Below are 19,899 nucleotides of genomic sequence, written 5' to 3'. Positions count from 1 at the left end.
GTCGCGTTCAGATGGGGGACGAGGATGCAGACAGCGTTCAGGCGTGCCGTTGTGGTGACCGGCGCGCTCGCAGTGATCGCGGCCTCTGCGGCGTGCACCGCCGACGGCGGCTCTCAGGCGGTCGCGACGCAGGTCCGCCACGGGTCGGTGACCACGAGCCCACCCGGGGAGCCGAGCAGTATGCCGCCCGCCCCGCCCAGCAGCACGCCGCCGGCCCCGCCGAGCACGACCCCACCACCGTCCCCGCCGCCGACCAAGCCGCCCTCGGCCACGCCGACGCCGCCGCCCGTGGTGCTCCTCGCCCGGGGCGACTCCGGCCCCAAGGTGCGCTCGCTCCAGGCTCGGCTGCGCCAGATCGGCTGGTTCGAGGGCGACGTCTCGAACAGGTACGGCACGCGGACGGTCGCCGCCGTCCGGGGTTTCCAGGCCAAGCGTGGCTACGAGGCCACGGGACAGCTTGACGAGAAGACGTACGACAAGCTGGTGTCGATGACCCACCGTCCGACGGCGGACGAGCTGGCGAACGTCAAGCCCAAGCCGAAGCCGAGCGCCGGCCCGACCTCGTGGGACATCGACCCGAGGTGCCTCGTCGGCCGGGTCATGTGCATCAGCAAGAGCACCCGCCGGCTCACGTGGGTCATCGACGGGGTGCCGCAGTACGGCTTCGCCGTGAGGTTCGGCAGTGACGAGCTGCCCACCCGCGAGGGCGTCTTCCACGTCTACAAGAAGAAGGTCGACGTGATCTCGAACCTCTACCACACGCCGATGCCCTACAGCATGTTCTTCTCCGGCGGCCAGGCGGTGCACTACTCCTCCAACTTCGCCCGGCTGGGCTACACGGGAGCGTCGCACGGGTGCGTCAACGTCCGAGACTGGGACGGCATCGTGCGCCTCTACAACGAGAGCCGGATCGGGGACGCGGTCGTCATCCACTGGTGATGCCGGTCGTAGGCTGACGGGGTCCGCTCCCCCACTGCGACAAGGAGCTCCCCGTGCTCAAGGTTGGTTGGAAGGCGTCGGCCGAGCAGTTCGGCGCTCGTGAGCTCGTCACGTACTCAGCGCAGGCCGAGCGGGTCGGGCTCGACTCCGTCTTCATCTCCGACCACTTCCAGCCGTGGCGCCACCACGGTGGCCACGCGCCGTTCGCCCTGTCCTGGCTCGCGGCGGTCGGCGAGCGCACCGAGCGGGTGATGCTCGGCACCTCCGTCATGACGCCGACGTTCCGCTACAACCCTGCCGTCGTCGCACAGGCCTTCGGCACTCTCGGCGCCCTGAACCCAGGCCGTGTAGTGCTCGGCATCGGCACCGGCGAGGCCCTCAACGAGGTCGCGGTCGGCGCGTCCGGGTCGCCGTGGCCGGAGTTCAAGGAGCGTTTCGCCCGGCTGCGCGAGGCCGTCACGCTGATGCGTCGGCTGTGGACCGAGGAGCGGGTCGACTTCGAGGGCGACTACTACCGCACCCACGCGGCCACGGTCTATGACCGGCCGGCCGATCCGGTCCCGGTGTACGTCGCCGCGGGCGGTCCTCTGGTCGCGCGGTATGCCGGCCGGTCGGGAGACGGGTTCATCTGCACGTCCGGCAAGGGCCGGGAGCTCTACGAGGACAAGCTGCTACCCGCGGTCGACGAGGGCCTGGAGAAGTCCGGGCGCACTCGCGAGGACATCGACCGGATGATCGAGATCAAGCTGTCCTACGACCGCGACCCGGACCAGGCCCTGCACAACGTGCGGTTCTGGGCACCGCTCTCGCTCTCGGCCGAGCAGAAGCACGGGGTCGAGGACCCGGTCGAGATGGAGCGACTCGCCGACGAGCTGAGCGACGAGCAGATCGCCAAGCGCTGGATCGTCACGAGCGACCCCGCCGAGGCGGTCGCCCAGGTGCGGCAGTACGTCGACTGGGGTTTCAACCATGTGGTCTTCCACGCGCCCGGGCACGACCAGGCACGGTTCCTCGACCAGTTCGCCGCCGACGTGCTGCCGGGTCTGCGCGAGCTCGGATGAGCTGAGCTTTTGGCGCCTCGCTTCGCTGCGGCGCGTGCCGCAGCCCCCGGTAGGCGTTGCCTTCCTCCGCTCCGCTCGCTCGTTCCTCACTCGCTGCGCTGCGTCCAGGCAACGCCGGCGCCGCGGCTGTGCTGGTGGCGCCTCGCTCGGCTGCGGCGCGAGCTGGGTCAGGCGGCGGCCTTCTGCAGCCGGGCGTGCCGGCGACGGGAGCGGTCGTCGGTGAGCCCGAACGCCTTGCCCAGCCCGGTGGGCGGCATCGCGACGTAGAGGCTCTCGTGTGCACCGGCAGGGACGGCATACGTCTCGTGCCAGATTCCGACGGCGCCGGAGGCCTTGCGGCCGCGCCGGTAGAACGCCGACCACGCCGGGCGGTGGCGCCGCTCGGGGTCGTTGGCATAGGCGTAGATGTCCTCGACGCTGCGCCAGTACTGCACGACGGTGGGCCCGCGCATCCCGACGAGCGTCCGGGCCTCGAGGAAGCCGAGGTCGGGCCCCTCGCCGCGCGCGTGGGCTGCCTTTGCGGCATACAGCTCGGCGATCATGCCGGGCATCGCCGCAACGACCGGCCCCCAGAGGTCGGGTCGCCGCAGGTGGTTGATCCGCATCCCGATGAGGAAGACGGCAAGGTCGCCGTCGTGCGTGTGGCTGGTGTGGGTGAACGCCGACATGGCGGACTCCTTCGATAGTGTGACTATCCAATCTTGGACAGCGATACTATCCAACGTCAAGAAGGAGGGCGGATGAGAATCTCCGAGCTGGCCGACCTGACCGGCGTGAGCATCCCGACGCTCAAGTACTACCTGCGCGAGGGCCTGCTCCCTGCCGGCGAGGCCCAGGGCGCGACGAGAGCCAGCTACGACGAGCGCCACGTCGAGCGGGTCCGCCTGATCCGCACCCTCGTCGACGTGGGCCGGCTGTCGATCGAGCGCGTCCGCGAGGTCGTCGCAGCACTCGACGACCCACCGGGGACGAGGCATGAGCTGCTCGGCACCGCCCACGCCGTGCTGCGGTCGACGACCGCCGCGCCGGAGGCGACCGAGCCGAGCGCCCAGGCCCTGGCCCAGGTGGACCGGCTCGGCCTCCCCCGCTGCGAGAGCTCGTCGGCATCGACTCAGCTGGCCCGCGCACTCACCGACGCGGAGGCCGCCGGCTGGCCTCTGTCCGACGCTTCGATCGACGCGTGGTATGCCGCGATGCTGCAGATCGCGCAGAGCGACGTCGTGCCCGAGCTCGCCGACATGAGCCCTGGCGACGCGCTGCGCTATGTCGTCGTCGGCAACGTGCTGACCGACCCTGTCGTCATCGCGCTGCGCCGAGCGGCTCAGGAGATCATCAGCAGCCAGAGGCTCGATCGCCACTAGGCTGACGCCGACGGCTTCTACGTGGCCAGGGGGTGGCGTGGCGATCGACGCGGCAGCGGAGGGCGACGTCGACCGGACGGCCGGCGCCAGCCGTCTCGCGCGCCTCGCCCGGCTCCTCCGGCGTGTCCCGTTCACGGTCACGGTCGCGACGATCATGTTCGTCCTCGGTGTCGCAACCCAGTCGCTGTGGTCGCCGCTCAACGACCGTCCGCTGCTCGACGACGTGGCCTACGGCCTGCCCAGCCTGCAGGCCGGGCTGTGGTGGACGCCCGTCACCGGCGCGTTCTTCGCGCTGATCCCCGCGCAGTACCTCCCGGTGCTCGGTGGCGCCGCCCTGCTCATCGGCTGGTCCGAGCTGCGGCTCGGCACCCGCCGCGTGGCCGTCGCCGCGGTCGGCTGCCACCTCGTCGGGGTGCTCGGGTCGTCGCTGCTGCTCCTGCTGTGGTCACGAGGCACGTGGGACTGGGCGGACCGCCTGGCCCAGGTCGTGGACGTCGGCTTCAGCGCCGGCGCTCTGGGCGCAGTCGCCGCCGCCTCCGCGACCCTGACGCCGCCCTGGCGTGGCCGGCTGCGCACGCTGCTGCTCCTGTATGCCGTCCTGTCCCTGCTCTACATCGGCGTCCTCTGGGACCTCGAGCACTTCCTCGCGGTCCTGACCGGGCTGCTCCTCGGCCCGGTCCTGATCGGGCGCCGTCCGAACCCGCCCGGACTGCGCCTCACCCGGCACGAGTGGCGCATCACGGCCTTCACCCTGTTCGTCGTCAGCGCCCTCGTGCGCGTCGTGCTCTACTTCACGCCATCCGACGGCCCGCTCGGCGCGACGACCGACGACACCGACGCGACGGCTGTCCTGTTCGGCGCGGCCATCTCGCTGCTCCTGGCGAACGGGCTGCGCAAGGGGTCCCGTCGGGTCTGGCACCTCGCCGGCATGCTCACAACCCTCTCGCTCGTCTCCGGCACCCTGCTGCTGCTCCTCGAGGTCTACGCCCCCGATCGGCTCAACGGCGCCGGCCAGATCGCGTCCTCGGTCCCGCAGCTCGCCGTCGACGTCCTGCTCTGGGCCGTGCAGCTCTGGGTCATCGTGGCGGGCCGCTCGGCCTTCCGGGCCCGACCCAGCCGCCGCGGGCGTGCGCAGTCGCTGGCGGGGATGACTGACCGCGACGCGGCGGTGGAGCTGCTCAAGACCCACGGCGGGACGACGATGTCGTGGATGGGCACGTGGCCGGACAACAACTGGTTCATCCGCCGCGACCAGGCGGGCGTCCCCACGGGCTACCTCGCGTTCCAGACGCACCGGGGCGTCGCCATCGGGCTGGGCGACCCCGTTGCCACCGACGCGGCCGCTCGAGCCGCGGTCCTGGGCGCCTTCGCCGACGACCGCGAGGCCGCCGGCGAGCTGAGCTGCTTCTTCTCCGTCACCGACGAGGTCCTCGACTGGGGCCGCGCGAGCGGCCGTCGCGACGTCCTCGTCGCCGAGGAGGCGATCATCGACCTGCCCACGCTCGAGTTCCGGGGCAAGAAGTGGCAGGACGTGCGGACGGCGCTCAACCGGGCCGCCAAGGAGGGCATCACCTACCGCGAGGGCCACCTCGCCTCGATGCCGCGCGGCATCATCACCCAGGTCAGGGCGATCTCCGAGGTGTGGGTGGGTGACAAGGGTCTGCCCGAGATGGGCTTCACGCTCGGCGGCGTGGACGAGGCGCTCGACCCGGACACCCTCGTCGGGCTCGCCGTCGACGCGGACTCGACGGTGCACGGCATCACGTCCTGGCTCCCGGTCTACTCGCCTGGAGGTCACGTGCGCGGCTGGACGCTGGATGTCATGCGCCGGCTCCCCGACGGCTTCCGCCCGGTCACCGAGTTCCTCATCGCGAGCGCCTGCCTGTCCTTCAAGGACCGAGGCGCCGAGGTCGTCTCGCTCTCGGGTGCACCGCTGGCCCACGCCGGGGCGGGCGGCGCCGACAGCGAGCCGCTCGACCGGCTGCTCGGCACGCTCGGCGAGGCCCTCGAGCCCCTCTACGGCTTCCGCTCCCTCGAGAGCTTCAAGCAGAAGTTCTCACCGCGCAGCGAGCCGGTCCATCTCGTGTTTCCCGACGAGGCGGCGCTGCCACGGATCGGCCTGGCGCTGACCGCGGCATACCTGCCGGGCGCGTCGATGCGCGAGCTCGCCATGGCCGGAATCCGGGCCCGCCGGCATACAGAAGCTCCCCGGACCCTAGGGGGATCCGGGGAGCTCTGACACGTAGCCCCGACGGGATTCGAACCCGCGCTACCGCCTTGAGAGGGCGGCGTGCTAGGCCGCTACACAACGGGGCCGTGAGCGGTGCCGAGCAGACTCGGCACAGGAGAGAACCTTACCGTGGCGGCTTGATTTCTCCGAATCGGCCCACCTGGCGTGGACCGGAGCTGGGGTACCAGGACTCGAACCTAGAATGACGGAACCAGAATCCGTAGTGTTGCCAATTACACCATACCCCAAGGGGTTTCACTCCCCAGCGCGCCCGAGGGCCATTCTGCGGGGTGAACCGAAGAGGAATACTACCGGTCGACGGGCGGTCTCCCAAATCGGTCGGTGAGCGCGGCCGCGACCTCGTCGAGTGAGCGCACGGTCGCCACGTCCGCCACGTCCGCCACCGTGCCGGCGCCGGCGCGGTCCAGCCACAGCCCGCGCAGCCCGGCTGCCTGCGCCCCGAGGACGTCCCACTCGAGGTTGTCGCCGATACAGACGACCTCCTCGGGCGCCAGGTCCAGCAGCCGGCAGGCCTCGAGGTAGACCCGCGGGTCCGGCTTGCCGAAGCCGAGCGTGTCGGTCGTCACGACGATGTCGAACCGCTCGTGCAGGCCGACTGCCTCGAGCTTGACTCGGGTCGGCGCCTCCGCGGAGTTGGTGAGCAGGGCGACCGGCAGCCCGGCGGTCTCGGCCGCCGTGAGCAGGCCCGGAGTGTCAGGAAACAGCCGTTGTGCGAGGCGGAAGGCCGGCGCGTAGGCGTCCTCGTAGGCCAGGTGCGCACCGTCCGGCAGCTCGACCCCGTAGGCCCGGGCGACCTCGCGCAGCCGCCCCTCCCGCATCGCGTCGAACGCGAGGTCGCCGGCGGCATACCGCGCGAACCACCGCTCGGGGTCGTTGTAGTACCGCTGCGCCATGGCGCGATGGTCGGAACGCTCCGGCCAGATCGCCGCGGCCGCGTCGGTGCCTGCGACCACCATGGCCTGCTGGGTGTCGACGATGGTGTCGTCGAGGTCGAGCAGCAGCCCCTTGGACCCGTCGAGGACCCCGTCCAGCGTGTGGGCCGTCATCGCCCAGCCTCCATCCCGAAGAGCGGCAGGGCGGCCCCCACCCCGTCGAGGTCGTCGGGCAGGGGCGCCCGGACGGTCAGCAGGTCTGCCTCGACCATGACGCGTAGGTCCAGACCGGTCCCACGCACGCGTATGCCGTGCAACGGCCAGACGGGGTCGCTCACACCAGTCTCGACATCACAGCGAGTCGCGAAGCGCGCGAAGACGGCTCAGTGTCGAGGTCTTGCCGAGGATCTCCATCGACTCGAACAGCGGCGGCGAGATCCGTGCCCCGGAGACGGCGGTGCGCAGGGGGCCGAAGGCGGATCGCGGCTTGATGCCGAGACCGTCGACGATCGCTGCTCGCAGGGCTCCCTCGATGGTCGGGGCGTTCCAGGCGCTGCCGGTGCCGAGCACGGCGCGGCCGTGGTCGTCGATGTCGCCGAGCACGTGCAGGGCGGCGTCGAGGACCTGCGCCGAGTCGTCCTTGAGCGTCGCCCGGGCGTCGTCCGCGATCTCGAGCTGGTCGTCGGCCACGAAGAAGGGGCTGACGAGAGCGGACGCCTCGGTGAGCAGGGCCATCCGTGGCTGGATCAGCTCGGCGACGGCCTTGAGCCGCCCCAGCTCGCCGAGGGACGGGTTGTCGCCGAGGATGCCGGCGTCCTGGAGGTAAGGCAGGAGGCGGCCGGCGAAGTCCCCGATGTCGAGGGAGCGGATGTAGACGCCGTTGAGCCACTCGAGCTTCTTGAGGTCGAAGATCGGGCCGATGGGGTTGACCTTCGCCCAGTCGAACGTGCGGCTGAACTCGTCGAACGTGAACACCTCGACGTCGTTGCCCTCGACGTCCTGCTGTGGCGGATAGGCAAGCAGTGCAAGGAAGTTCACCAGGGCTTCGGGCAGGTAGCCCTGCTCGCGGAACCAGGTCAGGCGGGCTGCGGGGTTCTTGCGCTTGGAGATCTTGGACTTGTCGGTGTTGCGGAGCAGGGGCATGTGCGCGAACTTCGGCGGCTCGAGCCCGAGCCACCGGTACAGCAGAATGTGCTTCGGCGTCGAGCTGATCCACTCCTCGCCGCGCACGACATGGGTGATGCCCATCTCGTGGTCGTCGACGACGACCGCGAGGTGGTAGGTGGGGAAGCCGTCGGCCTTGAGGATCACCTGGTCGTCGGGCGTCGGGGCGGAGACCTTGCCCCGGATGACGTCGTCGAAGGCGAGCGGCACGTCGTCGGGGATGAGCATCCGCACGACCGGCGTCTCGGTGAAGCCAGGCAGGGCGGCACGCTCCTCGCGGGTCTTGCCGAGACAGAGCCGGTCGTAGCCGGTCGGCTGCTTCGTCTTCTGCTGGACCTCGCGCATCTGGTCGAGGCGCTCCTTGGAGCACCAGCAGTAGTAGGCGTTGCCGGACTCGACGAGCCTGTCGACGTAGGGACGGTACGTCTCCAGCCGCTCCGACTGGCGGTAGGGAGCGAAGGGGCCGCCGATGTCGGGCCCCTCGTCCCAGTGGAGGCCGAGCCAGGCCAGGGTGTCGTACAGCTGGGCCTCGCTGTCCTCGCGGAAGCGGGCGCGGTCGGTGTCCTCGACCCGCAGCACGAACTGCCCGCCCTGCTGGCGGGTGAAGGCGAGGTTGAACAGCGACATGTATGCCGTGCCGACGTGGGGGTCGCCCGTCGGGCTCGGGGCCACCCGGGTGCGGACCGGGCCCCGGCCGTCGGACGTGCTCCGGCGCGGCTCTGGAGCGGGCCGCACCTCGACCTGGCTCGCGTCGGGAAGGGAACTGCTCGGCATACCTGCTGTGTCCTCGCTCATGGTGCGACCAGCCTAGTGGCCGTCGAGAGGGCCACCGTGGGGGTCACAGAGGGGGTCACAGAGGGGGTCACAGAGGGGGTCACAGAGGGGGTCACAGAGGGGGTCACAGAGGGGGTCACAGAGGGGGTCACAGAGAGAGCTACCGACGCACGAAGGTGTTGGTCAGCGACCCGATGCCCTCGATCTCCACGGTGACCTGCTGGCCGGCCTCGACGAGGCCGACTCCGGCCGGTGTGCCGGTGAGGATGACGTCGCCCGGCAGCAGCGTGAAGGCCGCCGATGCGTGCTCGATGATGGCGCCGATGCCATGCACCATGTCCGCGGTCGTGCCGTCCTGGCGCACCTCGCCGGCGAGGGTCGTGGTGATGTGCAGGTCGGCGGGGTCCAGCTCGGTCTCGATCCACGGGCCGAGCGGGCAGCTCGTGTCGAAACCCTTCGCGCGGGCCCATTGCCCGTCGCTGCGCTGCCAGTCGCGGGCGGTCACGTCGTTGGCGATGGTGTAGCCGTAGATGCACTCGGCGGCGTTCTCGGCCTTGACGCCCTTGGTGATCGTCTTGATGACGACGGCGAGCTCACCCTCGTAGGAGACCTCGCTGCTCCCCGCTGGCAGCACGACCGGGTCGAACGGGCCGACGACCGAGGTGTTGGGCTTGAAGAACATCATCGGCTCGGCCGGTGCCTCGCCGCCCATCTCGGCGGCGTGGTCGGCGTAGTTCTTGCCGATCGCCACGACTTTCGACCGCGGGATCACCGGCGCCAGCAGGCGGACGTCCTCGAGCAGGACAGGACCGGCGCCGCTGGGCTGCAGGCCGACGTACAGCGGGTCTCCGGCCAGCGGCGTGATCACCTCACTACCGGGGTCGCCCTGGACGATGCCGTATGCCGGGTCGTCCCCGGTCGTGTACCTCGCGATGCGCACGGGCCCCAGCCTACGACCGAGTCACCGCGGCTCGACGATGGTCACCCGTGTCGGCGCACCCGGTGTCCCTGCGCGACCCGACCGGTACTCCCCGAAGCCGACACAGGTCCACAGCAGGCAGGCGAGGTCGTCACCGAGGCCCTGCGGCCCGTCCTCGCCGAGGAGCGCGGGGACTGCCGAGTCGATGAAGGTCATGCCGCTCGCGGCGGCGCCGAGCGCCCCGGCGACGAGGTGGAGCCGCCCCTCCACCAGGCCGCTGGCGAGCTGCACCTCACGGTACGCATGGTCATCGAGCTTCTTGAGGTCGACCGCCGAGATCGCCACGTACGCAGCGTCTTTCGCGAGTCCCTGCTCGAGGGCGGCGACGTAGAGCTCGTGGCGCATCGTGGTCTCGTCGACACTCCTGACGGCGTTGCGCAAGTCGGGCCACCGGTACACGCCGGAGGCGACGTCGTCGACCGCGTTGACCGCCACCCAGTGTGGGACGTCGATGCCACGCATCGCGACGGCCATGGTGTCTGCCAGCAATGCCTCGGGGATCGACCGACTGGGGTCCAGCCTGCGGATCGAGCCGCGCCCGAGCACGATGTCGTCGATGGTGCGGTCGCGGTCGGCGGCGGGGACCGCGGCGGCGACTCGGACCGGCTCGCCCCGTCCGAGCTCCGGGCCCCACGCCTCGCGGTCGCCGGCACGCTGGGCGCTGGTCACGAGCGGGAACACGTGACCGTCGGCGTCGAGGTCGCCGTCGTCAGCCGGGCCGGCCGGCGTCGATGCGGGGACGCCCTCGCCGAGTGCCACCACAGCCACCGGGAACTCGTCGGTGCCGTCCGCCCCGACGAGGTCGGCGAGCTCGCGGTCCGGGAAGTCCAGGTGCAGCCCGGCAGCGAGGCCCGCCGAGTCGGCCACGGCGAGCAGCTGGGAGAGCATCGTCCCCGCGTCCCAGTAGATGTGCCTGAACCCGCGCTCGCGGTAGCGCCATCCGGTGCGCCACGGGATCCCGGTGACGACGACCGATGGCGTGTCGCCCGACGGTGGGGGGCCCGTCGTCACGAGCGCGTGCTCGGCCGGGTCATACCAGTGCACTCCGGGTGGCAGGGGCTCGGTCGTGTCCTGCGGGACGACGACGTAGAGCTCGAGTGGGAATCGGGCTCCCGCGGAGCCGGCGGCGCGGTACACCATCGGGTTGCCGTGGTACTCCGAGGTGCGCGTCACGCCTGCCGAGAGGAAGAGCAGCCGCGCGAGCGAGTGCAGGTCGGCCGGCTGCCGCGACACGGCGACCGAGCCGGACAGGACGTCCAGCGCAGGCGTGGGCGCGGGTCGGAGGTCCCGCGGAAGGGCCACGCGCGGCAGGTTCTCGTCGTAGTGCTTGTAGTGGCGGGGACGGTGCGCGCGGTCGTTCGGCTCGAATCCCCGCACGACCCGCTCGTCCGGATGGGGCGCCGTCCAGTCATTGTCCGTGTAGGTCGTCAGGCGGTGGACCAGCTGCGTTGGTGTCTCCTCGGCCATGCACCCATCATCCCGACCGTCAGACCCAGCCGCCGTCGACGCGCAGGGTCTGACCGGTCACGTACGACGCGTCCTCGCCCGCGAGGAACAGCACCGGCCCGACCATCTCACCGACCAAGCCCGGGCGCCGGAGCGAGGTGTGGGCGTCGATCCAGGCCCGCTGGTCGCCGTCTTCGAGGAAGCCGTTCATCCGCGTCGGGAACCATCCGGGTGACACGGCATTCACCCGAATGCCGCGCGGGCCCCATTGGTACGCAAGCTCCCTCGTCAGCGCGACGAGTCCGGCCTTGCTGGCCGTGTAGGAAGCGAGGCCGTACCGGTCCATCACTGCGAACGCCGAGACCGACGCGACGTTGACGATGCTGCCGGCCCCGCTGTCGGCCATGTGCTCGGCTGCGAGCTGGCACAGGTGCATCGCGCCGACGAGGTTGGTCTCCACGGTCCGAGCGATGCCGTCGAGCGGTTCGTTCTCGGCGGGGCCGGCCTGGGCGTAGCCGGCGTTGTTCACGAGGACGTCGATGCGGCCATGGCGTGCGACGACTTCCGCCACGAGCCGCTCCCGGTCCTCGGACACACCCACGTCGGCCCGCACCTCGGTGTGGTCGTCCGTCGCATCCTCGACGTGTCGCGCCGAGACGACGAGCTCTGCGTGGGCGTCCCGGAACGCCTCCGCGAGAGCTGCCCCGATCCCCATGGTCCCGCCTGTGAGCAGGACGACCTTGCCCTCGACACCGGTCATGGGTCGATGGTGACCCCTGAGGGCGGCTCGCGTCTTCACTTCGCCTGGATGAAAGACGTTGCGGGACCGGACGATCCGTTGCTCGGCTCGGGGAGTTTGGGTCGGTTGCCGCCGCACGCCTACGCTCGACGGGTGCAGATCCTGACCCAGACCGAGTGGCGCGAGCGCGCGGCAGCCCATGCGGCCCGCGTCGACGAAGCCACGTCTGCGCACCTCGCGCGGCGGCAGGACCACCGCAAGCACCCGGTCGAGGACTTCCTGTTCACGTACTACTCCTTCAAGCCGGCCCAGCTCCGCCGGTGGCACCCCGGCGCAGGTGTGGCCCTCGAGGCCGCTCATCGCGCTCCGCATCGCGACTGGCGGTTCTACCGAACCATCGGGGACGTCGTGGGGGTCGATGTCGAGGCCTTTGTCGCCGACCGCGGTGAGACGCTCCGGTTCGTGCGTGAGCTCGTCTCGAGGACCGCTGCACGGCAGGGACGCTTCGGGTGCTTCGGCATGCACGAGTGGGCGATGGTCTACCGCCTCGACCAGTCGGACGTCCGGCACTCGGACTGGCCGCTGCGCCTGGGCCAGGACGGCACCGACGCCGTCGTCGAGAACCATCAGATCGCCTGCTCGCACTACGACGCCTACCGCTTCTTCACCGAGGCCGCAGCTCCACGAAACTCGTTGTCGCCCACGCGAGCCGACCAGACGGCATACGAACAGCCTGGCTGCCTCCATGCCGGGATGGACCTCTACAAGTGGGCGCACAAGCTCGTGCCGGCCATGCCGAGCGACCTCGTCATGGACTGCTTCGAGCTCGCGCGGGACATCCGCGGGCTCGACATGCGCGCGGCGCCGTACGACCTGCGCGAGATCGGCTACGAGCCCGTGCTCATCGAGACGGCCGAGGGCAAGGCGCAGTATGCCGCCGAGCAGCGCGCCTTCGCCGCGCGCGGCCAGGCGCTGCGCGAGCGCTTGGTCGCCGCCTGTGACGGCATCCTGCTCAGCTCGCCGAGCCGACCCGAGTGAGTCCTGGCACACGCCGCTCTGTACTGTCAGGACAAGGGCAGCAGGGCGTGACAGGCCTCGACGTTGTGGAGCTGGATGTCGTCCCGGCGTCGCTTCCCCCAGCCGTCTCTGGTGAGCCGCCACCGGTTGAGCAAGGCAGGCTCCCCTTGCCTGGTCGCCCAGTCGAACCCGTTGGGGTCGTAACCGAGTCCCCGCGAGATCGCGTTGGAGCCTGGGTTGTCGACGAAGGCGTCGCTGGATGCCTCCTTCGCCCCGAGGCCGTCGAAGGCGAGGTGCAGGACCGCCTCGCGCATCTCGCGTCCGATCCCCCGGCCGCGCTGGTCGACCGACAGCCAGGAGAAGGTGGTGACCGTCCCGAGGGTGGAGAAGCTCACCCCGGTCAGCGTCTGTTCGCCGACGGGCCGGCCGTCGACCATGACCACGAAGTAGAGCCGCCAGGCGTCCGGCTCGACCCTGCCGCGGCCACGCCAGATCGCCCGGAGCCAGTTGGCGACGCGTAGATCGGGGTCGGTCTCATAGAACGACATCGGGTCGTCGTACGGGGCCGGGTCGGCATGGGTCTTGCCCGAGCGCACGAGGTCGGCGAGCTGGTCCAGCAGCTCGTCCGTGGCGCTGCGCAGCTCCAGCGTCGGCGTGCTGACCCGCACGTCGAGGAGCGGATAGCTCATCACGTAGGGATCCAACCTCAGAAGGCAGCGACGATGCACCCGGTTTTGCATGGCCACGGTGTCGCCCGGTCATTCGCGCCGATCGCGCGGTCACGCGGCCCGGATCGAGCACCGGCTCGGTGAATACTGTCCTGACCGGACCCGGTCGGGAGGGTCCCGGACGTGAGGAGACGCACATGGCATCGGTACGCACGCACCTGTGGTTCGGAAACGACAAGGCCGTCGAGGCTGCCAACTTCTACGCCGATCACATCCCGAACTCGGCCGTCACGAGAGTGTTCACGGCCCGCGCCGAGCCCGACAGCTCCATCGCTGAGGTCGTGGAGTTCACCGTCGCCGGACACGAGGTGACCGGGCTCAACGCCGGACCGGAGTTCCAGCTCAACGAAGCGTTCTCCTTCTATCTGCGCGTCGACGGGCAGGACGAGGTGGACCGGTACTGGGAGATCCTCACCGCAGACGGCGGCGAGCCTGGTCCTTGTGGCTGGTGCAAGGACAAGTTCGGAGTCTCGTGGCAGGTCATCCCCCGCGAGCTCGAGGAGCTGTCGGGTGACTACACCACCGCGGCCAACCTGCGGGTCTGCCAGGCGATGCTGAAGATGGGCAAGATCGACGTCGCCGAGCTTCAGGCGGCCTACGACGGCGCCTGATCGCCCGACTCCGATGTCCGGACCGACATCTTCCGGTGCCACTGTGTCGGATTCGCGTGTCGCTGTTCGTGGAGTAGGTATGAACGCGGACCAACCCGGTCTGCCAGAGCAGAAGGAGCCGTTGTGACCGAGTACCTCCTCTACTTCAACCAGCAGTGGGTGGGCGACCACACCGAAGAGTGGTTCCGCGGTCGCGGACCGCTCGCCATGGCGGTCGTGAACGAGATGAAGGCTGCCGGCGTGTATGTCTTCGCCGGAGGACTGGAGGAGGAGGACGGCCCGGTCTACAGCGCGGACCCCACCAACGGCACCCCGTTGATCACTGACGGACCCTACGTCGAGACCAAGGAGTTCCTGGGCGGCTTCGCCGTCGTGGACGTGGCCGACGACGAGACCGCCACGATGTGGGCGGGAAAGATCGCGGAGGCGTGCGGCTGGCCCCACGAGGTTCGCCGGTTCAAGCCGCAGCCACAGACCGACTGACTCGGCGCTGGATTCGCTGCCGTGGGCGAGGCCTTGGACCTGGCATTTCCGTTCCGCGGACGGTGGCTGGTCCAGAACAGCCCCGCCAACCGTGTTCCCAGCCACGGCACCACGGCATTCGCCAGCTCGTACGCCATCGACTTCGTGCCCGTAGGCGACGACGGCAGGTCGGCCCCCGTGAGGCTCTCGACGCTCGTCCGGAGCGAGTCACCAGACCGCTTCCCGGGTTTCGGCCAGCCGGTGCTCGCCCCGGTCGAGGGATCCATCCTCACAGTGGACGACCGGGCGGAGGACCACCACGCCTTTCGGGGACTGCCGTCCGTCGGCTACGCACTCACGCAGCGCCGACGGGCGGCGGCGGGCTGGCCGGCTCTCGCCGGCAACCATGTGCTGATCGCCACGCGCTCCGGGGTCGTCGTGGCCCTGTGCCACCTCCAGCGGGACAGTGTGCGGGTCCAGCCTGGCCAGGCGCTGCACATCGGGCAGGTCATCGGAAGATGCGGCAACTCCGGCAACAGCACCGAACCCCACGTTCACGTGCAAGCCTTCGACGGGACGGACCCCGAGCACGCTCGACCGGTCCCCATCACCTTCGACCGCACGCTCCCGCGCAACGGCCAGGTCGTGCACATCGCGTGAGCTCAGTCGTCGACGTAGAGGCAGAACGGGTGCCCGGCCGGGTCGTAGCAGACCCGGACGTCGTGCTGGGGCTGGAACTCGGCCACCTGGGCGCCGACGCTCACGGCATACGCAGTGGCGTCATCGAGGTCGTCCACCTCGATGTCGAGATGGATCATCATCAGCGGCTCCCCGGGGCGGCTCGGCCACACGGGCCTGACGTAGTTCGGCTCGCGCTGGAAGGACAGGTTGTACCCGGACGTGTCGTCCGGGGCGAGCGTCGCCCACTCGGCGGAGTCCTTGTAGAGCGTCCAGCCGAGGAGCTGCTGGTAGAAGTGTGCGAGCTCCGACGCGTCGGGCGCGTCGAGGACGACGCCGAACCATGGGTGGGACCGGGTGAGAGGCATCCCTCACTCTGGCATCACGGACGTATCAGATCGGAGCCGACGCGCTCTGAAGGGTGTCGGCGAAGGTACAGGCACGCGCGTCGACGACATCCACTCCTTGCAGGGGGGTGGTGCTGGGCGGGGCCTGAGCCGCCCAGCACTTTCGCGCGTCTAGTGGGCCGTCAGGCCACGGACGATCACGCCCAGGCCGACCTCGAACGCCTTCAGCTCGCCTATCGTGTCGACCACGACAGCGTCCGGATCGACCTCGGCGGCCAGCGACCGGTTCTGTTGCGCCGCAACGGATCCCAGAATGTGGTTCAGCACGAGGCCAGCGACCGCGTCGCGCTCCCCAACGGGGACTCCAGCGCGTGCGACGAGCGTCGCCAGGTCACGCAACGGCCGCCCGGGCTCGACGGCATAGGCCAGGGCCACGACGTCGGCGCCGTCGGGGACCTGCACGAGCGCCTCCCGGATGGCGACCGCAAGGCTCGCCAGGGCCTCGCGCGGCGGCTGGTCCGGGCTCGGCTCGGGAATCCGGGCGAGCAGGACGTCGGCGACCTCGACCAGCAACTCCTGCTTGTTCGCCACGTGCCAGTAGATGGCTCCGGGCGCGACGCCGAGCTCGCGCGCGAGCCGGCGCATCGTGAGATCGGCGAGGCCATAGCGGCGCAGCAGGTCCACGGCGGTGCCGACGACCTGGTCCCGGCTCAGTGCCATGTCACCCCACCCCCTGCTCCCGTCGCGTTGACAGCCGAGCCTAGCCACCCGGCATACTGAACACTGTTCAAGTTGAACACCGTTCAACGCCGAGCGCAAGGAGCCCGCATGACCCGCCGTTTCGAGGACCTCGCCGACGCCGTGCTCGCCGGCACGCCCGCGACGCCTGACGACGCGCTCGACGTGCTCCGAGCCACCGACGACGAGCTCCTGGCACTGGTCGGGGCGGCAGCACGCCTGCGCCGCAAGCACTTCGGCAACACGGTCAAGGTCAACTACCTCGTCAACCTCAAGTCTGGTCTGTGCCCGGAGGACTGCCACTACTGCTCTCAGCGGCTCGGCTCGACGGCCGACATCCTCCGGTACACCTGGCTGCGCGCTGACGAGGCCGTCGCCCAGGCCGAGGCGGGCCTGCGTGGAGGCGCGACCCGGGTCTGCATGGTCTCCAGCGGGCGCGGCCCCACCGACCGTGACATCGAGCGGGTCGCCGGCATGGTCGGCGCCCTCAAGACCGAGCACCCACAGGTCGAGGTGTGTGCCTGCCTCGGCCTGCTCAAGGACGGCCAGGCGGAACGCCTCCGCGAGGCAGGCGTCGACGCCTACAACCACAACATCAACACGGCCGAGTCGCACCACGACGAGATCGTCTCGACCCACACGTACGCCGACCGCGTCGACACCGTGACCAAGGCCAAGGGCGCCGGCCTCTCCCCCTGCTCCGGCCTCATCGCCGGGCTCGGCGAGACCGACGAGCAGCTCGTCGAGGCGCTGTTCGCGCTCAAGGCGCTCGACTCCGACTCGATCCCCGTGAACTTCCTCATGCCCTTCGACGGGACGCCGCTCGAAGGCACCTGGGAGCTGACACCGTCGCGCTGCCTCAAGATCCTCACGATGGCGCGGTTCGTGTGCCCCGACAAGGAGATTCGCATCGCCGGCGGCCGCGAGATGCATCTCCGGTCGCTGCAGGCTCTTGCTCTGCACGTGGCCAACTCCATCTTCCTCGGCGACTACCTCACGTCCGAGGGCCAGGCTGCCGAGGCAGACCTCGAGCTGATCCGAGACAACGGCTTCGTCGTGCTGGGATCGAATGAGGACATCGGCCCCGGCGATGGCGTCGATCAGTCCGGCGGGCTCTCGAATACAGCGACCGACCACGACCCGGCCAAGCGACGACGTGGAGCCGGGACGGACCTGCTGCCCAATGCGTGACCCCCGGCCGGGGCCGGCCGCAACCCTCGCCCCTTCGGTCGTGCAGCGCGACCGAGGTCTCGTCTGGCACCCTTACGCCCCTCTCGACGGTCCCGAGCCGTATGCCGTCCGGTCGGCCAAAGGGGTCCGGCTCGGGCTCAGTGCGGCTGACGGAACGCGGTTCGAGGCCGTGGACGCGATGGCCTCCTGGTGGTGCGCGATCCACGGGTACCGCCACCCGGCGCTCGATGCCGCGGCGCACGCGCAGATCGAGCGCTTCAGCCATGTCATGTTCGGCGGTCTGACCCACGAGCCCGCAGTCGCCCTCGCCGAGCGCCTCGTGGCCTTGGCGCCGGGTCCGATGGCCCATGTCTTCTTCGCCGACTCGGGCTCGGTCTCCGTGGAGGTGGCCCTCAAGCTCAGCCTCCAGTACCAGGCCGCGACCGGCAGACCGCGCCGACAGCACTTCCTCACCGTCCGGGGCGGCTACCACGGCGACACCTTCGCCGCGATGAGCGTCTGCGACCCGGTGGACGGGATGCACTCGGCCTTTCCCGGTGCTCTCGCCAGGCAGGTCTTCGCACCGCGGCCACCAGCCGCCCGGTTCACCCACCGGTGGCAGGTGGACGAGCAGGCACAGACCGCCTGGGAGGCCGAGTTCCGCGACCTGGCGCGACGGCACACCGACGACCTGGCGGCGATCGTCGTCGAGCCGGTGCTGCAGGGCGCCGGAGGGATGCACGTCTACCACCCACACGCCCTTCGGGTCATGCGAGACGTCGCGGACGAGCACGGCCTGCTGTTGGTTGTCGACGAGATCGCGACCGGATTCGGCCGCACGGGAAGGCTCTTCGCGACCGAGTGGGCAGGAGTGGCACCTGACGTGATGTGCGTGGGCAAGGCGCTCACCGGCGGATACCTCACTCTCGCAGCGGTGCTCACATCAAGCGCGGTAGGTGCCGCGATCACGCGCTCGGAGTTCCGCGCGCTGCTGCACGGCCCGACGTTCATGGCGAACCCGCTCGCGTGTGCAGTCGCCGACGCCTCCCTCGACCTCGTCGAGTGCGGGTGGACGGACAACGTGTCACGCGTTGGTCGTGCCCTGAATGAGTTCCTTTCTCCTGCAACGGAACTGGACAGCGTGCGCGACGTCCGCACGCTCGGCGCCGTCGGTGTGGTCCAGCTCGACCGGCCCGTCGACGTGACCCGCGTGACCCGCGCTGCGCTCGAGCGCGGCGTGTGGGTACGACCGTTCCGCGACCTCGTCTACACCATGCCGCCTTACGTCTGCGGCGACGACGACGTCCGGACCATCGCCGATGCTCTCGTCGGCGCCATCGAGGAGGTGCACTCGTGACGTCGAGCGTGTGGGACGGCTGGCTGCGCGAGCGCGCGGCCCTGCGGACGCAGAGGGGGGTCGAGCGGCAGGACCCCGTCCTGCGGCTCGGTGGCCGCCTCGCTGGTGCGCACGACATCCTCGACCTCGCCTCGAACGACTACCTGGGGCTCTCCCAGGACGCACGGGTGGTCGCCGGAGCGCACGAGGCGCTCGAGCGGTACGGCGCCTCGGCCACGGCCAGCCGCCTCGTCACCGGCACGCTCCCGGTCCATCGCGAGCTGGAGGCGGCGCTCTGCCGCCTGACCGGCCAGCCGAGCGCCCTCGCCTTCTCCACTGGGTATGCAGCCAACCTCGGCGTGCTCACCGCGCTCAGCGGGCGCGGGGCGGAGATCCTGCTCGACGCACATGCACACGCCTCGCTGCACGATGCGGCGCGCATGTCGCGAGTGCCCTACGCGACCTTTGCTCACAACGACCCGGCGGCTCTCGACAGCCAGCTCCGGCTTCGCGCCGGAGCGCGCGTCGTCGTGGCCGTCGAGTCGATCTACTCGGTCCTCGGTGATGCGGCACCGCTCCTCGAGCTCGTCGAGGTCTGCCGTCGGCACGACGCCCTGCTCGTCGTCGACGAAGCCCACGGGATCGGCGTCGCCGGCCACGGGCGGGGCCTGGTCGACGAGCTCGGACTCGTCGGGAGCCCGAACGTCGTGCTCACCATCACGCTGTCCAAGGCGCTCGGGTCGCAGGGCGGTGCCGTGCTGGCCCCCGTAGCCGTCCGCGACCACCTCGTGAACACGGCGCGCACCTTCATCTTCGACACCGGCCTCGCTCCGGCTGCAGCGGGGGCAGCCCTGACGGCCGCAGACATCATCTCGGACGACCCGACGCTGTCCGCCGCCGTGCGGGCCAACGCGCGGACGATCGCCTCCATCTGTGGCATCGACCGCGCTGTCGGCGCCGTGCAGTCACTGCCGATGCCCAGCCCCGACGCGGCCGTGTCCGCGGCGCTCACCCTGCGACAGCACGGCGTGCTCGTCGGGTGCTTCCGCCCGCCCAGCGTCCCGGACGGCGTCTCCCGCCTGCGCATCACAGCTCGAGCGGACCTGTCGACGTCGGAGGTCGCCGAGGCCGCGGCCCTGGTCGCCACCGTCGCGAGCCCGGTCCCGGGCCGCGTCCTCGCCAACGGCGCGAGCACCCGCACACCCGGCTCGCTCCCCCGGTGACCG

Annotated in this window: 21 protein-coding genes and 2 tRNA genes; 11 read left to right on the top strand and 12 right to left on the bottom strand. The window is 70.4% G+C overall.

Annotated elements, in window-relative coordinates; all coding sequences use genetic code 11:
• Positions 1-24: 24 nt before the first annotated feature.
• Entirely contained in the window at positions 25-939 is a 915-nt protein-coding gene (locus ACYVLP_RS09780; RefSeq protein ID WP_460627147.1) for a L,D-transpeptidase family protein, read from the top strand.
• Between the two features lie 53 nt (positions 940-992).
• Positions 993-2,000, top strand: a complete 1,008-nt coding sequence (gene fgd / locus ACYVLP_RS09775) for a glucose-6-phosphate dehydrogenase (coenzyme-F420) (RefSeq protein WP_460627146.1) — start codon at positions 993-995, stop codon at positions 1,998-2,000.
• Positions 2,001-2,167: 167 nt separating this feature from the next.
• On the opposite strand, the gene ACYVLP_RS09770 is transcribed toward fgd, so the two are convergent.
• The gene (locus ACYVLP_RS09770) at positions 2,168-2,668 is read right to left on the bottom strand and encodes a DUF4188 domain-containing protein (RefSeq protein WP_460627145.1); all 501 of its coding nucleotides are present in this window, start codon (positions 2,666-2,668) and stop codon (positions 2,168-2,170) included.
• A gap of 72 nt (positions 2,669-2,740) precedes the next feature.
• Between ACYVLP_RS09770 and ACYVLP_RS09765 the strand changes: the two genes are divergently transcribed.
• Positions 2,741-3,361 carry a MerR family transcriptional regulator gene (locus tag ACYVLP_RS09765; RefSeq protein ID WP_460627144.1) on the top strand — a complete coding sequence of 207 codons (621 nt, stop codon included), beginning with the start codon at positions 2,741-2,743 and terminating at the stop codon, positions 3,359-3,361.
• A gap of 37 nt (positions 3,362-3,398) precedes the next feature.
• Complete coding sequence (locus ACYVLP_RS09760; protein WP_460627143.1) at positions 3,399-5,600, top strand: bifunctional lysylphosphatidylglycerol flippase/synthetase MprF; 2,202 nt, start codon at positions 3,399-3,401, stop codon at positions 5,598-5,600.
• A 4-nt stretch (positions 5,601-5,604) separates the two neighbouring features.
• Here the strand turns inward: ACYVLP_RS09760 and ACYVLP_RS09755 are convergent.
• The 8 genes from ACYVLP_RS09755 to ACYVLP_RS09720 all read right to left on the bottom strand — a co-directional run bounded on the left by ACYVLP_RS09755 (position 5,605) and on the right by ACYVLP_RS09720 (position 11,607).
• Positions 5,605-5,677: transfer RNA gene (locus ACYVLP_RS09755), tRNA-Glu, on the bottom strand.
• A gap of 90 nt (positions 5,678-5,767) precedes the next feature.
• Positions 5,768-5,839 (bottom strand) — tRNA-Gln (locus tag ACYVLP_RS09750).
• A 60-nt stretch (positions 5,840-5,899) separates the two neighbouring features.
• Positions 5,900-6,658 carry an HAD family hydrolase gene (locus ACYVLP_RS09745; RefSeq protein WP_460627142.1) on the bottom strand — a complete coding sequence of 253 codons (759 nt, stop codon included), beginning with the start codon at positions 6,656-6,658 and terminating at the stop codon, positions 5,900-5,902.
• Entirely contained in the window at positions 6,655-6,822 is a 168-nt protein-coding gene (locus ACYVLP_RS09740; RefSeq protein ID WP_460627141.1) for a hypothetical protein, read from the bottom strand. The genes ACYVLP_RS09745 and ACYVLP_RS09740 overlap by 4 nt, the downstream gene beginning before the upstream one ends.
• Before the next feature lie 13 nt (positions 6,823-6,835).
• Positions 6,836-8,422: a glutamate--tRNA ligase gene (gene gltX, locus ACYVLP_RS09735; RefSeq protein WP_460627295.1), complete on the bottom strand. Its 1,587-nt coding sequence runs from the start codon at positions 8,420-8,422 to the stop codon at positions 6,836-6,838.
• 160 nt (positions 8,423-8,582) lie between these two features.
• Positions 8,583-9,362, bottom strand: coding sequence for a fumarylacetoacetate hydrolase family protein (locus tag ACYVLP_RS09730; RefSeq protein ID WP_460627140.1), 780 nt, complete (start codon positions 9,360-9,362; stop codon positions 8,583-8,585).
• A 21-nt stretch (positions 9,363-9,383) separates the two neighbouring features.
• Positions 9,384-10,868: a SagB/ThcOx family dehydrogenase gene (locus ACYVLP_RS09725; RefSeq protein WP_460627139.1), complete on the bottom strand. Its 1,485-nt coding sequence runs from the start codon at positions 10,866-10,868 to the stop codon at positions 9,384-9,386.
• Positions 10,869-10,887: 19 nt separating this feature from the next.
• Complete coding sequence (locus ACYVLP_RS09720; protein ID WP_460627138.1) at positions 10,888-11,607, bottom strand: SDR family NAD(P)-dependent oxidoreductase; 720 nt, start codon at positions 11,605-11,607, stop codon at positions 10,888-10,890.
• Between the two features lie 132 nt (positions 11,608-11,739).
• On the opposite strand from ACYVLP_RS09720, the gene ACYVLP_RS09715 reads away from it, so the two are divergent.
• Entirely contained in the window at positions 11,740-12,624 is an 885-nt protein-coding gene (locus ACYVLP_RS09715; RefSeq protein WP_460627137.1) for a 3-methyladenine DNA glycosylase, read from the top strand.
• 26 nt (positions 12,625-12,650) lie between these two features.
• Here ACYVLP_RS09715 and ACYVLP_RS09710 read toward each other — a convergent pair whose 3' ends face one another.
• Positions 12,651-13,292 carry a GNAT family N-acetyltransferase gene (locus ACYVLP_RS09710; protein WP_460627136.1) on the bottom strand — a complete coding sequence of 214 codons (642 nt, stop codon included), beginning with the start codon at positions 13,290-13,292 and terminating at the stop codon, positions 12,651-12,653.
• Between the two features lie 176 nt (positions 13,293-13,468).
• Here ACYVLP_RS09710 and ACYVLP_RS09705 point away from each other — a divergent pair, with 176 nt between their 5' ends.
• The 3 genes from ACYVLP_RS09705 (at position 13,469) to ACYVLP_RS09695 (ending at position 15,064) form a co-directional block, all read left to right on the top strand.
• Positions 13,469-13,942, top strand: coding sequence for a VOC family protein (locus ACYVLP_RS09705; protein ID WP_460627135.1), 474 nt, complete (start codon positions 13,469-13,471; stop codon positions 13,940-13,942).
• A gap of 123 nt (positions 13,943-14,065) precedes the next feature.
• Complete coding sequence (locus ACYVLP_RS09700; RefSeq protein ID WP_460627134.1) at positions 14,066-14,425, top strand: YciI family protein; 360 nt, start codon at positions 14,066-14,068, stop codon at positions 14,423-14,425.
• Between the two features lie 21 nt (positions 14,426-14,446).
• The gene (locus ACYVLP_RS09695) at positions 14,447-15,064 is read left to right on the top strand and encodes a M23 family metallopeptidase (RefSeq protein ID WP_460627133.1); all 618 of its coding nucleotides are present in this window, start codon (positions 14,447-14,449) and stop codon (positions 15,062-15,064) included.
• A 2-nt stretch (positions 15,065-15,066) separates the two neighbouring features.
• On the opposite strand, the gene ACYVLP_RS09690 is transcribed toward ACYVLP_RS09695, so the two are convergent.
• The gene (locus ACYVLP_RS09690; protein ID WP_460627132.1) at positions 15,067-15,450 is read right to left on the bottom strand and encodes a VOC family protein; all 384 of its coding nucleotides are present in this window, start codon (positions 15,448-15,450) and stop codon (positions 15,067-15,069) included.
• Positions 15,451-15,600: 150 nt separating this feature from the next.
• The gene (locus ACYVLP_RS09685) at positions 15,601-16,149 is read right to left on the bottom strand and encodes a TetR family transcriptional regulator (protein WP_460627131.1); all 549 of its coding nucleotides are present in this window, start codon (positions 16,147-16,149) and stop codon (positions 15,601-15,603) included.
• Between the two features lie 108 nt (positions 16,150-16,257).
• Between ACYVLP_RS09685 and bioB the strand changes: the two genes are divergently transcribed.
• The 3 genes from bioB to ACYVLP_RS09670 are packed head-to-tail and all read left to right on the top strand — an operon-like array spanning position 16,258 to position 19,896.
• Positions 16,258-17,358 (top strand): biotin synthase BioB, encoded by a 1,101-nt coding sequence (bioB, locus tag ACYVLP_RS09680; RefSeq protein ID WP_460627130.1) that lies wholly within the window; start codon positions 16,258-16,260, stop codon positions 17,356-17,358.
• Positions 17,351-18,694: an adenosylmethionine--8-amino-7-oxononanoate transaminase gene (locus ACYVLP_RS09675; protein WP_460627129.1), complete on the top strand. Its 1,344-nt coding sequence runs from the start codon at positions 17,351-17,353 to the stop codon at positions 18,692-18,694. Before bioB ends, ACYVLP_RS09675 begins: the two co-directional genes overlap by 8 nt.
• Positions 18,691-19,896 carry an 8-amino-7-oxononanoate synthase gene (locus ACYVLP_RS09670; RefSeq protein ID WP_460627128.1) on the top strand — a complete coding sequence of 402 codons (1,206 nt, stop codon included), beginning with the start codon at positions 18,691-18,693 and terminating at the stop codon, positions 19,894-19,896. Before ACYVLP_RS09675 ends, ACYVLP_RS09670 begins: the two co-directional genes overlap by 4 nt.
• Positions 19,897-19,899: the final 3 nt, after the last annotated feature.

The sequence above is a fragment of the Intrasporangium mesophilum genome (genome assembly GCF_054783095.1).
Note: the sequence above shows the minus strand (reverse complement) of the source record. Positions and strands in the feature narration are given on the sequence as shown.